This window comes from Afifella pfennigii DSM 17143 (assembly GCF_000688515.1).
In the GTDB taxonomy this organism is placed as follows: domain Bacteria; phylum Pseudomonadota; class Alphaproteobacteria; order Rhizobiales; family Afifellaceae; genus Afifella; species Afifella pfennigii.
The window spans coordinates 42,407-54,584 of sequence record NZ_JHZK01000022.1 but is presented as its reverse complement, the minus strand read 5'-3'; the positions used below and the strand labels follow the sequence as shown (position 1 = coordinate 54,584).

Annotated in this window: 12 protein-coding genes; 7 read left to right on the top strand and 5 right to left on the bottom strand. The window is 67.4% G+C overall.

Annotated elements, in window-relative coordinates; translation table 11 throughout:
* Nucleotides 1–176: 176 nt before the first annotated feature.
* Genes hisS through hisG form a run of 3 tightly spaced genes read left to right on the top strand, consistent with a single transcriptional unit; the run spans nucleotide 177 to nucleotide 3,656 of the window.
* Nucleotides 177–1,802 carry a histidine--tRNA ligase gene (gene hisS, locus Q331_RS0114470; RefSeq protein ID WP_026381269.1) on the top strand — a complete coding sequence of 542 codons (1,626 nt, stop codon included), beginning with the start codon at nucleotides 177–179 and terminating at the stop codon, nucleotides 1,800–1,802.
* 40 nt (nucleotides 1,803–1,842) lie between these two features.
* Nucleotides 1,843–2,937: an ATP phosphoribosyltransferase regulatory subunit gene (locus Q331_RS0114465; protein WP_026381268.1), complete on the top strand. Its 1,095-nt coding sequence runs from the start codon at nucleotides 1,843–1,845 to the stop codon at nucleotides 2,935–2,937.
* On the top strand, nucleotides 2,934–3,656 hold the full coding sequence (hisG, locus tag Q331_RS0114460) for an ATP phosphoribosyltransferase (RefSeq protein WP_026381267.1): 723 nt from the start codon (nucleotides 2,934–2,936) through the stop codon (nucleotides 3,654–3,656). Before Q331_RS0114465 ends, hisG begins: the two co-directional genes overlap by 4 nt.
* Before the next feature lie 2 nt (nucleotides 3,657–3,658).
* Here the strand turns inward: hisG and Q331_RS0114455 are convergent, their stop codons facing one another.
* Nucleotides 3,659–4,048: a DoxX family protein gene (locus tag Q331_RS0114455; RefSeq protein WP_026381266.1), complete on the bottom strand. Its 390-nt coding sequence runs from the start codon at nucleotides 4,046–4,048 to the stop codon at nucleotides 3,659–3,661.
* Nucleotides 4,049–4,735: 687 nt separating this feature from the next.
* Between Q331_RS0114455 and Q331_RS23770 the strand changes: the two genes are divergently transcribed.
* The gene (locus Q331_RS23770) at nucleotides 4,736–4,876 is read left to right on the top strand and encodes a hypothetical protein (RefSeq protein WP_156953368.1); all 141 of its coding nucleotides are present in this window, start codon (nucleotides 4,736–4,738) and stop codon (nucleotides 4,874–4,876) included.
* A 101-nt stretch (nucleotides 4,877–4,977) separates the two neighbouring features.
* Entirely contained in the window at nucleotides 4,978–5,610 is a 633-nt protein-coding gene (locus Q331_RS0114445) for a L,D-transpeptidase (protein WP_084175070.1), read from the top strand.
* Between the two features lie 72 nt (nucleotides 5,611–5,682).
* Here the strand turns inward: Q331_RS0114445 and Q331_RS23500 are convergent, their stop codons facing one another.
* Nucleotides 5,683–6,753 (bottom strand): AI-2E family transporter, encoded by a 1,071-nt coding sequence (locus Q331_RS23500; protein WP_169738517.1) that lies wholly within the window; start codon nucleotides 6,751–6,753, stop codon nucleotides 5,683–5,685.
* A gap of 186 nt (nucleotides 6,754–6,939) precedes the next feature.
* Between Q331_RS23500 and Q331_RS23765 the strand changes: the two genes are divergently transcribed.
* Nucleotides 6,940–7,347, top strand: coding sequence for a helix-turn-helix domain-containing protein (locus tag Q331_RS23765; RefSeq protein WP_026381263.1), 408 nt, complete (start codon nucleotides 6,940–6,942; stop codon nucleotides 7,345–7,347).
* A gap of 19 nt (nucleotides 7,348–7,366) precedes the next feature.
* Here Q331_RS23765 and glcF read toward each other — a convergent pair whose 3' ends face one another.
* From glcF to Q331_RS0114420, 3 genes are all read right to left on the bottom strand, one after another.
* Nucleotides 7,367–8,725, bottom strand: a complete 1,359-nt coding sequence (glcF, locus tag Q331_RS21820; protein WP_051631191.1) for a glycolate oxidase subunit GlcF — start codon at nucleotides 8,723–8,725, stop codon at nucleotides 7,367–7,369.
* A gap of 2 nt (nucleotides 8,726–8,727) precedes the next feature.
* Nucleotides 8,728–9,927 (bottom strand): glycolate oxidase subunit GlcE, encoded by a 1,200-nt coding sequence (gene glcE, locus Q331_RS0114425; protein ID WP_026381262.1) that lies wholly within the window; start codon nucleotides 9,925–9,927, stop codon nucleotides 8,728–8,730.
* A gap of 72 nt (nucleotides 9,928–9,999) precedes the next feature.
* Entirely contained in the window at nucleotides 10,000–11,493 is a 1,494-nt protein-coding gene (locus Q331_RS0114420) for an FAD-linked oxidase C-terminal domain-containing protein (RefSeq protein ID WP_051631190.1), read from the bottom strand.
* Nucleotides 11,494–11,685: 192 nt separating this feature from the next.
* Here Q331_RS0114420 and Q331_RS21815 point away from each other — a divergent pair, with 192 nt between their 5' ends.
* Nucleotides 11,686–12,120, top strand: coding sequence for a c-type cytochrome (locus Q331_RS21815; protein WP_051631189.1), 435 nt, complete (start codon nucleotides 11,686–11,688; stop codon nucleotides 12,118–12,120).
* Nucleotides 12,121–12,178: the final 58 nt, after the last annotated feature.

Here is a 12,178-nt window from a genome sequence, read left to right as displayed (position 1 = left end):
GGGCTCGACCTTGGCATCCAATCCGTTCCGCCCTCGATCTGCCCGAGCCTTGCCGTGACGGTGGCGGGGCGCGCGGCGTAGCCGCGGCGCCGCGCTTCGTCGCCCCGGTTGCCGGCTCGCCGGGCTTCCGCTAACAGACCGGCACGCCCCGCGCCCAGAAGCGAAACGATCCGAACATGGCTCCCAAAGACAAGAAGAACAGGCTGCAAGCGCGCCTGCCGCGCGGCTTTGCCGACCGCGAGGCCGGCGACATCCGCGCCACCGAAAAAATGCTGGCGGCGATCAAGCGCGTCTACGAGCGCTACGGCTTCGAACCGGTGGAGACGCCGTTCTTCGAATACACCGAGGCGCTGGGCAAATTCCTGCCCGACGAGGACCGGCCGAACGAGGGCGTCTTCTCGCTGCAGGACGAGGACGGGGAATGGCTGTCGCTGCGCTACGACCTCACCGCGCCGCTGGCGCGCTATGTCGCCGAAAACTACGAGCGGCTGGCCAAGCCCTATCGCAGCTACCGCGCCGGCTGGGTGTTCCGCAACGAAAAGCCCGGCCCCGGCCGGTTTCGCCAGTTCCTGCAGTTCGATGCCGATACGGTCGGCGCGCCCTCCGTCGCGGCGGATGCGGAAATCTGCATGATGGCCGCCGACGTGATGGAGGCGCTCGGCATCGCCCGCGGCGACTACGTCATCAAGGTCAACAACCGCAAAGTGCTCGACGGGGTGATGGAGGCGATCGGCCTCGGCGGGGAAGAGAACGCCGGAAGGCGCCTCACCGTCTTGAGGGCCATCGACAAGCTCGACCGGCTCGGCATCGAAGGCGTGCGCGAGCTTCTCGGCGAAGGCCGCAAGGACGAGAGCGGCGATTTCACCAAGGGGGCGGGGCTGGGCGACGAGCAGGTCGCCGCGATCCTGGAGCTCTTGGAGACACCTAACCTTGATCGATTAGTGGCGGAGGCTGCACCAGCCGGAGAACTCAACGAGACGGAAGCCAAAATCCTTAGGGATGCTGACATTCCGCCAGCGGACGATATCTCAAACGAGGTCGTCTTCCAGACTGCAGCGCTTTCGCAGTTCACCATCAACGATACTTTTCGACAAGGCTTCGATGAACTGAAAGAAATTGGCCATTTAGTGCGGCAAGCGGGCTACACGCTGGATCGCATCCAAATCGACCCCTCCGTCGTGCGCGGCCTGGAATATTACACCGGCCCCGTCTTCGAGGCGGCCCTGACCTTCGAGGTGCCGAACGAGAAGGGCGAGCCGGTCGTTTTCGGCTCCGTCGGCGGCGGCGGGCGCTATGACGGCCTCGTCGGCCGGTTCCGTGGCGAGGACGTGCCGGCGACCGGCTTCTCGCTCGGCGTCTCGCGGCTTGCCTCGGCGCTGAAGAACCTCGGCAAGCTCGGCGCGGACGAGGAAACCGGCCCCGTCGTCGTCACGGTGATGGATAAGAGCCGCCTCGCCGACTACCAGAAAATCACCGCCGAACTGCGCCAGGGGCTCAACAAGGATCGCGGCCCTTCCGAGCCGCCGGTCCCGGTGGAGATGTATCTCGGCCCCTCCGGCATGAAGGCGCAGCTGAAATACGCCGACCGCCGCAATGCCCCCTGCGCCATCATCGTCGGCTCCGACGAATTCGAGGCCGGCAAGGTGCAGGTGAAGGACCTGCTTGAGGGCAAGCGCAAGGCCGCGGCCATCGAAAGCCACGAGGCCTACAAGGAAGAGCGGCCCGGCCAGTTCGAGATCGCGCGCGAAAGCCTCGTGGAAGAGGTCGCCGCGCTCCTTGCCCGCCAGCGCGGCGAGGCGTGATGCGCGCCGCCTTTAGCCCCGTTCGCGGCAGGGCGAAACGATGAGCCTTCGCCCCCTCTTTGAGGCGGCGGGCGGGCGGCTCCTCGAGCTGCCGGTGCTCTACGCCGCCGACCCGTTCCTGGAGACGGCGGGCGAGGATATCCGCCGGCGCATGTTCGTGACGGAGGGCCCTTCCGGCGAGCGCCTGGCGCTGAGGCCCGATTTCACCATCCCCGTCTGCCTTCACCATCTTGCCAGCGGCGCCCCTTCGGGACGCTATTTCTACGAGGGCCTCGTCTTCCGCCGCCACGACCGCGGCGCCACGGAGCGAGCCGAGACCGGCTTTGAAGTGATCGGCGAGGGCGAGCGCTCGGCGGTCGATGCGGAGCTCGTCGCCATGGCGGTGGAGGGGGTGCGCCGCACGGGGCTTGCCGAAATGCGCATGCGCATCGGCGATATCGGCCTCTTTACCGCGCTGCTTGCAGCGCTCGACCTGCCGCCCGCCTGGCGCCAGCGCCTGCGCCGCGCCTTCGGCGCCGAGGCGAAGATGCAGGCGCTTCTTTCTCGCCTTGCCGCCGGGGAGGCGAACGGCGCCCGCCCGGCCTTGCCGCCGGAGCTTGCCGAGGCGGCCGCCGCCCATGACGCGGCGGCGCTGGCGGAAAAGCTCGCCGAACGCTTCGAGGCGGAGGGCTACCAGCCCTATGCCGGGCGCGGGCCGGAGGAGATCGCCGCCCGCTTTCTTGAGCAGCAGGCACTCTACGAGGCGAGCGTCGGCCCCGAAAAGGTGCGCGTCCTTGAGGCCTTCCTCGCCATGGAGACGGCGCCGCAGGCGCTCGGCGAGCGGCTTGAGGAGTTCCGCCGCGCCCATGGCGTCGACCTTTCCCAGGCCGGGGCGCGGCTTGCCCGCCGCCTCGCCAAGCTTCAGCGCCGCCGCGAGGGCCTCGACATCGTCTTCTCGGCCGGCTTCGGCCGCCCGCTCGACTATTACACCGGCCTCGTCTTCGACATCCGCGAGCGGGCATCGGGCCGCGTCGCCGCCGGCGGCGGGCGCTACGACAGGTTGCTTGAGATGCTGGGCGCAGAGGCGCCCATCCCGGCCGCCGGCTTCACCATCGAGCTCGGCAGCTCCGGGCAGAGCGCGGAGGCGGCGCGATGAGCGAGACCATCACGCTTGCCATCCCCTCCAAGGGCCGGCTGATGGAGGAGACGGAGCGGCTTCTGGGGCAAGCCGGCTATGAGGTGACGCGCCAGGGCGGGGCGCGCAAATATCGCGGCCAGGTCAGCGGCAGGCCGGAGATCGACATCGCCTTCCTGTCGGCATCCGAGATCGCCCGTGAGCTCGGCCAGGGCCGTGTGCATCTCGGCGTCACCGGCCTCGACCTGGTGCAGGAGACCATCCCGGCCTGGCGCGAGCGCGTCGCCGCCCTCCTGCCGCTCGGCTTCGGGCATGCCGATGTCGTCATCGCCGTGCCGGAGCTATGGATCGACGTCGCCGCGATGGAAGACCTCGACGACGTCGCCGCCGGCTTCCTCGCCCGTCACGGCAGGCGGCTCAGGATCGCCACCAAATACTGGAACATCACCCAGCATTTCCTGGAAAGCCACGGCATGGCGCTTTACCGCATCGTGGAGAGCCTCGGCGCCACGGAAGGCGCGCCGGCGGCCGGGCTCGCCGACGTCATCGTCGACATCACCTCCACCGGCTCCACCTTGAAGGCCAACCATCTGAAGGTGCTTGCCGACGGCGTCATCCTGCGCTCAGAGGCCCACCTTACGACCTCCGCCGACGCCCCCTGGAGCGCGGCGCAGAAAAAGGCCGCCGCGGAGCTTTCCGCGGCGCTCCAGGAGGTGGTGGGACGGCCGGCCGAAGGCTGAGATCAGCCGCGCCGCCAACCCTCGTCGAAGGACCAGGCGCCCGGCCCGAAGGCGGTCAGAAGCAGGAAGCCGCCGGCGAGCCCCAGATTCTTCTGCAGGCTGATCATCTGCATCTGGTCGTCCGGCTGAAAGTGGAAGAGGAAGGCGGAGAGCACGCAGAAGCCGGCGAGCGCCAACGCCGCCCAGCGCGTGAACAATCCCAAGACGACGAGGATGCCGCCGCCGAGCTCGGTGAGGATGACGAGCGGCAACAGCTCGCCCGGCAGGCCGGCCGATTCCATGTATTGCTGCGTGCCGGCATAGCCGCCGATCTTCGAAAAACCGGCCAGAACGAACATGAAGGAAAGCAGGATGCGACCCGCTAGGGCGAAAAGGGCGTTGAAGGCGGCCATCGGCTTCTCCTGGAGGATGGTGTCAGCGGCCTCTATAGAGGTTCCTTGCCGCGCCTGTCGCGCCGCGAACGGGCCGTTCACCGCTTTGGCGGCGAGACGCGCCCGCGCTTGAAAGCCTAGTCGCTGGCAATGCGCAGCAGGCCGGCGCGCTTCAAGGCGGTCGGCTGCAAGATCCTCGGACGGGCGCCGCCCCTCAGGGCATTAAGGGGCCGATGGCACCACAGGCAGCGAATGGCCGCGCGCGGCAGGCTGCGGTCGCAATGCTCACAATAGAGCGTTCGGGAATGGGCGGACAAAGCGATGCTCCCTGGCGCGCGAGGGCGCCGAAGTGAAAGAGTGGCGGAAGATGTCGGGCAAGGACCCGGAACGGGAGCGGTCGGCCTTAGCGGATGACCGTCAGCCCGCCCCGGGGAAAGACATGTGTCTTTCGCGCTCGCAGGGTCGTCATTGGGGCGAAGGGCTGTGGCATGGCCTTGAGATGGGAAGCGATTGAGGCCTTTTTGAGAAGCCGGATTCGGCCCATCGCCGGGGAGGATTTCCCCCGCCTCGTCGCTCTACGGTCCCGGTAATGCACGACTAACTATCTCTGAATAAAATTTGCAACAAAACAACGCGCTCTGTCTTCCCTGAACTACATTAGACAGGACCGCGAGGGGCTTGCGGTACCGGATAGCGAGGGAGACGAAGTTGAAAAGCGAGGTTGGATGGCTCATCGGCGCGGTGGCGCTCGGCCTGTTGCTCTATTTCCTGGGCGTTGGCAACGCCTCTGCAGAGCTCACGGGCGATCGCTTCACACTTGCCGCCCGATTTTCGTCACATTTTTGCTAGCAGGCCGGAACGATTCTGAGCGTTGACGCATTGTTGCCTCGTTGTTGAAGCGCCGCGTGGTCCGCACCCCACGTTTAGCGCGGCGAAAATGGAGGCAGCAGATGCGTTCGATCCTCGCCCGGACCCTGATGACGACGGCCGCTCTGGCGGTCGGCCTTACCACCATTGCCCCGATCGCCGCCCAGGCGCAGACCTTGCGCTACTTCGATCCGGTGGCGCGCCAGGTGGTGACCGTGCAGCCGCCGAAGCGGCAATATCAGCGCGGCCCGGCGGCGCAGTATCGCCGTCAGATCGTCGCCTATGACGGATCGGAAGCCCCCGGCACCATCATCGTCGATGCCGGCAACAAGTTCCTCTACCTCATCCGGCCCGGCGGCCAGGCCATCCGCTACGGCGTCGGCGTCGGCCGCGAAGGCTTCGGCTGGTCCGGCACGGTGCGCATCGGCGCCAAGGCCGAGTGGCCGACCTGGACGCCGCCCGCGGAGATGATCGCTCGCGAGCCGCGGCTCGTTGAATTCGCCGACGGCATGCCCGGCGGCCCCGACAACCCGCTCGGCGCGCGCGCCCTCTATCTCTATCAGGGCAGCAAGGACACGCTGTATCGCATCCACGGCACCAACGAGCCCTGGACGATCGGCCACAACGTGTCTTCCGGCTGCATCCGCATGATGAACCACGACATCATCGAATTGCACCATCTCGCCCAGAAGGGCGCCAAGGTCATCGTCCGCTAAGGCGCGCTCAGACGCTGCAAGAGCTTGTTGCCAAACGCCCCGGCCTGCATCGCCAGGCCGGGGCGTTTGGCGTCATGTCTTGGCGTCATGTCTTGGCGTCATTGTCTGCGCTTTCGCGCTTTCCAGCGTGTCCTTCACATAGAGCTCGCGGATCAGGACAATGAGCACCGCCAAGATCGGCACGGCGAGCGCCACGCCCAAAAAGCCGAAGAGCGCGGCGAAGACGAGCTGAGTGGAAAGCGTCAGCGCCGGCGGCAGCGTCGTCGTCTTCAGCTGCACCAGCGGCTGAGTGAGGTTGCTTTCCAGCGCCTGGATCAGGACATAGGCGCCCGCCCCCCACAGCGCCATCATCGGCGAGACGGAAAAGCCGGCAAGGACGATGACGACGCCGGCCAGCGCCGGACCGAGCGTCGGGATGAAGGCGAGAAGGCCCGCCTGCAAGGCCAGGAGAAAATTGTAGGGCATCTCGATCAGCCACAGAACCATCCAGCTCGCGGCGAAAACGATGCTCATGCTGACGCCCTGCCCGGCCATCCACCAGCCGAGATTGCTCGCCGCCTTCTCAACCACCTCGCCGAAGCGCTCGCGGCGGCTCACCGGCAGAAGATGCAGAAGGCCTCTGAGATAGGTTTGCGGCGCCCAGGAGAAGAACAGCCCCAGAAAGAAGACGATGAAGAGATTGGCCAGCCCGCCGAAAAGGGCGCTGGCGGCGCGCCGGAAATCGCCGAAGACGGTTTGCAGATCCGGCACGATGCCCGACAGCTCCATCTCGCCATCGGCCGAAATGAAGCCGAGGCCGTATTCGGAAAGCCACCGGTTCCAGCCCCCCAGAAGCTCGTCGGTGCCGGCCATCAGCTCGCTCGCCTGCTGCAGGAGCGTCGCCCCGCCCCAGGTGACGACAGCGGCGATGAGGGCGAAGAAGGCGACGTAGATGACCAGCTTGACGGCGGCCAAGGGCAGGCGCGTCAGGCGGTGCAGGCCGGCGGCGGCGAAGCTGAAGGCCGCCGCCAGCACCAGCCCGGCAAAAACCAGAAACAGCGCTCCGGCTGCCTTCCAGATGAGAAAGAGCAATGCCGCGCCGAGCAGGAAGAGCGCGACAGATGTTGCCGTTTCCGGAACCCCGCGAAATTGTCGTTCTTGCACGAATAGCCTCTCGAAGATGACGGCCGGCAGCTTGGCTTGCAGGTGCCAACGTGTGATCCTTCGGCGGGTTGCGATCGGCTGGTCGCTGTGCTTGGTCAGTCGGCGAGCCTGCGCAATCCGCCCGCCTCGATGCGGGCCCACCTCCAGGGGCCGCCGTCGCGGCCGACCAGATCCGGGGAGACGCGAATGAATGCGGCAGCGCAAACGCAGAGCGAGCCCTACGCAGCCGACGATGGCGACACGCTCGGCGGGCGGATCGTGCGGGCACGCGACGCGCTCGGCCTTTCCACGGCGCAGCTGGCCCGCCGGCTCGGGGTGAAGACGGCGACGCTGGCGCAATGGGAGAACGACCGCGCCGAGCCGCGCTCCAACCGGCTGCGCAACCTTGCCGGCATCCTCGGCGTCAGCCCCATCTGGCTGCTCGTTGGCAAGGGCGAGGCGCCGCCGGAGGACGAGCCGCTCGCCCAGGAGGCGGCGATGCTGCGTTCGGAGATCGCCGCGCTGTCGCAGGAGGCACTCGCGCTGTCGCGGCGCCTGCAAGAGGCGGCGGAGCGTCTCGACCGGCTGCGCGAGCATGCCGGCCATATCGACTGAGGCCGCCTGAGAGCCCTTCTCAGGCCGGAACGGGCTCTTTGGGCTCTTTCTCAAGCGGGACGCGCGAACGGCCCTTCAGGGCGCTCGGCTCCGGCCCGCCGGTCGCCCAGTCCACGAGCTCCACCGTGTGCAGGATGGGAATGCCGGTCGCCGCGCCGATCTGCATGATGCAGCCGATGTTGCCGGTGGCGACCGCTTCCGGGGCGAGGCTTTCGATATTGGCCGCCTTGCGGTCGCGCAGGCGCGTGGCGATCTCGGGCTGCAGCATGTTGTAGGTGCCGGCCGAGCCGCAGCAAAGATGCCCCTCCGGCACGGCAAGGACCTCAAAGCCGGCCTTCTCCAGAACGGCGCGCGGCTCTTTCACAACCTTCTGGCCGTGCTGCAGCGAACAGGCGGCGTGATAGGCAAGCCACATTCCCCTGCCCGCCACCGGCGGCGGCAGGTCCAGCCCGGCAAGATACTCCGAAACGTCCATGGCGATGGCCGACACCCTTTCGGCCTTCTCCTTGTAGGCGGGATCGGCGGCAAAGAGATGGCCGTAATCCTTGATGGTGGTGCCGCAGCCGGAGGTGGTAATGAGGATGGCGTCAAGCCCCTCCCCTTCCATCTCGGCCGCCCAGGCGTCGATATTGGCCCGCGCCAAAGGCAGGGCGTCGGCCTGGCGTCCCATATGATGGACGAGGCCGCCGCAGCAGCCCTCGCCCTCCGCCAGCACCACCTCGATGCCGAGCCGGTTGAGAAGGCGGATGGCGGCGGCGTTGATGCCGGGGTCGAGCACCGGCTGGGCGCAGCCGGTCAGAAGCGCGACGCGGCCCTTGCGGGCGCCCTCGGCGGGAAAGACGCTCCCGGGCGTTGCCGTCGCATCGGCGGCCGGCAGCGAGGAAGGGGCGAGCGCCAGCATCGCCGCCATCCGCCCGAAAGGGCCGCCGAGGCGCCGCAAGAGCGGCGATAACGGTCGGCCGAGCCGTGCCGCCCTCAACGCGGCGGCGAAGCGCTGGCGATAGGGCAGGATGCGGGCGAGCGCTTCACGCATGACCCGGTCCGGCAGCGGTCGGCGATAGGTCTCCTCGATGCGGATGCGCGCCTGGTCGACGAGATGCATGTAGTCGACGCCCGACGGGCAGGTGGTCATGCAGGCATAGCAGGAGAGGCAGCGATCGATATGCAGCGCCACCTCGTCGGAGGCGGGCTTGTCCTTCTCCAGCATGTCCTTGATGAGGTAGATGCGCCCGCGCGGGCTGTCGAGCTCGTTGCCGAGTTCCACATAGGTCGGACAGGTGGCGAGGCAGAAGCCGCAATGCACGCATTTGCGCAAGATCGCGTCGGCCTCCGCAGTGCGCGGATCGGCAAGCTGCTCGGGGGTGAAGTGCGTCTGCATGGCTAAAGGCCCATTCGGCCGGGATTGAGTATTCCCCGCGGGTCGAAGCTCTCCTTCAGGCGCCGCGACAGGGCGGCAAGCGGTGCCGGCTGCGGCTGGAAAGGCGGCACGGCGGTGCGCAGGGCGGCAGAGCCGCGAATGAGGGTCGCGTGGCCGCCGCCGGAAGCGGCGACAGCGGCGCGGATTTTTCCGGCGCCCGCATCCTCCAGATCGCCTTCCACGGAAATCCAGATGAGGCCGCCCGACCAGTCGTAATAGTAGCGCAGCGGCTCGGCCGACAGGGCCGCCACCGCCGCCGGGCCGGCATTCGGCGCGACGCTGAGACGCCAGAGCGGCTTGTCCTCGCCCTGGAAGGGCGCGGCATCGCGGATTTTCCGCCACAGCGCCTCAGAGGCCGGCACGTCGGCGACCTCGACAGGGCCGTGAGCGGCCATGATCTTGCTGAGGCTCTCGGTGCGCGCCGCGACGGAGGTCGGAAAGCCTTCCAGGCGCAGCGCCGTGACGGCGCTCTCAAAGCCGAAGGCGGGCGCGACGGAGGCCGGCAGATGCGCGGCGCCGGAGACTTCCAGCGAGGTGCCCATCGCCGCGCACATCGCCGCGCTCGCCGCCTCGTCGGAAAGGCCTGCCAGGAGCACACTCGCCACCCGCTCGGGGCGCGGCAGCACCTTGAAGGTGAGGTCGGTGAGGATGGCGAGCGTGCCCCAGGAGCCGGCAAGCCCCTTGGAAAGGTCGTAGCCGGTGACGTTCTTGACGACGCGCCCGCCGGACTTGAAGGCCTCGCCCCTGCCGGAGATGGCGGCAAGGCCGAGGGCGTGGTCGCGGGCCGCGCCGGCCTTGATGCGACGCGGGCCGGCAAGGTTGCCCGCAAAGACGCCGCCGAGCGTGCCGGAGCCCGGCTCGCCACCGAAGAGCGGAGCGTAGTCGATGGGCTCGAAGGCTAGCTCCTGGTTGGCGTCGCGCAAGAGCTTTTCGATCTCGGCGAGCGGCGTGCCGGCCTTGGCGGACAGAACCAGCTCGTCCGGCTCGTAGAGCGTGACGCCGGAAAGGGCGGAAAGGTCGAGCGTGTATTCGGCCTGCACCGGCCGGCCGATGCCGCGCTTGGAGCCGTGGCCCATCACCTCCAGCGGCACCTCCTCCGCGGCGGCCCAGGCCACCACGTCGAGCACCTGCTCAGCCGTTTCGGGGCGCAGTCTTTCAGCCATCGAGGAAAATCACCCCATCAAGACGATAACGGGCAGGATGTCGCAAACGGGCGGCGGCTCGCCAACGCCGCCTCAAAAGCGCGGAATATCGGGGAAGGCAAGCTCGCCCTTATGCACATGCACGCGGCCGAGCTCGGCGCAAAGATGCAGCTCGGGGAAGACCTTGCCGGGATTGAGGAGCTGGCGCGGGTCGAAGGCGCATTTCACCCGCTCCTGCTGCTTCAGATCGTCCTCGTTGAACATCTCGCCCATCAGGTCGCGCTTTTCCACGCCCACCCCGTGCTCGCCGGTCAAGACGCCGCCGACCTTGACGCAGAGCTTCAGGATCTCCGCACCGAAGGCCTCGGCGCGCTCCAACTCGTCCGCCTTGTTGGCGTCGTAGAGGATCAAGGGATGCAGATTGCCGTCGCCGGCATGGAAGACATTGGCGACCTTGAGCCCGTATTCGCCCTCCATCTCCTTCATGCGGGCGAGCACCTCAGGCAGCGCCTTTCTCGGGATGGTGCCGTCCATGCAATAATAGTCGGGCGAGATGCGCCCCACCGCCGGGAAGGCCGCCTTGCGTCCCGCCCAGAAGACCTCGCGCTCCTCCTCGCTCTCAGACACGCGCAGATTGGCGGCGTTGTTGTCCTCGGCGATCGCCTTCACCCGCGCGATCAGCTCGTCCACCTCCTCGGCCGGGCCGTCGAGCTCCACGATGAGCAGCGCCTCCACGTCGAGCGGATAGCCGGCATGGACGAAATCCTCCGCGGCGTGGATGGCCGGCCGGTCCATCATCTCCATGCCGCCGGGAATGATGCCGGCGCCGATGATGTCGCCGACGCAGCGGCCGGCATCCTCGTTGGTGGGAAAGCCGATGAGCAGCGCCCGCGCCGTCTCCGGGGCGCGCAGGATGCGCACCGTCACCTGGGTGACGACGCCCAGAAGGCCCTCCGAACCGGTCATCAGGCCGAGAAGGTCGAAGCCCTCGCTGTCGAGATGCTTGCCGCCGAGGCGAATGACCTCGCCGGTGATCAGCACCATCTCGATACCCAGAACGTTGTTGGTGGTCAGGCCATATTTCAGGCAATGCACGCCGCCGGAATTCTCCGCGATGTTGCCGCCGATGGAGCAGGCGATCTGCGAGGAAGGGTCGGGCGCGTAATAGAAGCCGCGATGCTCCACGGCGCGGGTCACCGCAAGATTGGTGACGCCGGGCTGGACCACGGCGACGCGGTTGTCGAAATCGACCTCCAGCACCTTGTTGAATTTCGACATGACGAGGAGCACGCCGTCGGCAAGCGGCAGGGCGCCGCCCGACAAGGAGGTGCCGGCGCCGCGCGGCACGACACGTATCTCGTTGTCGTTGCAATAGCTGAGGATGCGGCGCACCTGGTCGAGCGTCTCCGGCAGGACGACGATCATGGGAAGCTGGCGGTAGGCGGTCAGCCCGTCGGTCTCGAAGGGGCGCATGCCCTCCGGGTCGGAAATGACGCCTTCCCCCGGCACGATCTTGCGTAACTCGGCGGCGATCTCATCGCGCCTTGCCAGGATCTCGGCCTTCGGGTCTGGCATCGCCACGCTCATGATCGTTCCTCGCTTCGCCCTCGTTCAGGACCTGCGGCACAGTATCGATCAGATCGCCAAGCGGTAGCAACCATAGCGCGATACCGTTAGGGAAGGGGCCGCGCTGCCGGGGCCTTGTGCCCCGACAAGGCATGTGCTCCATTTCCGGGCCTGAGGGGGAAACCCAAGGCCAGCGATAAACAGGAGTAAGGGATGAAGAGGATTTGGCCCGCCGTCGTCAGCTTGGCGGCAATTCTTGGGGCAGGCAACGCGCTTGCGCAGGACGATCTCGTGGCGGCCGGCGAACAGGTCTACAAGAAATGCGCCGCCTGCCATGCCGTGGGCGAGGGTGCCAAGCACCGCGTCGGACCGCATCAGAACGATCTGTTCGGCCGCGTCGCCGGCACGGCGGAAGGCTTCAATTATTCGCCGGCCATGAAGGCTGCGGGCGAAGCCGGCCTGGTATGGACCGAAGAGTCTCTCTCGGCCTACCTGAAGAACCCGCGCAACTACGTGCCGAAGACGAAGATGATCTTCCCGGGCCTGCCCAAGCAGGAGGATATCGACGCGGTGATCGCGTATCTGAAGACCTTCGACGCGGACGGCGAGCCGGCGGCGGACGCCAACACTTACGCACCGCCGAGCTGATCTTGAGGCCGCCCGCCGGCGGCGCAGATCCAGCGTGAACTTTCTAGGGCCGGGCAGG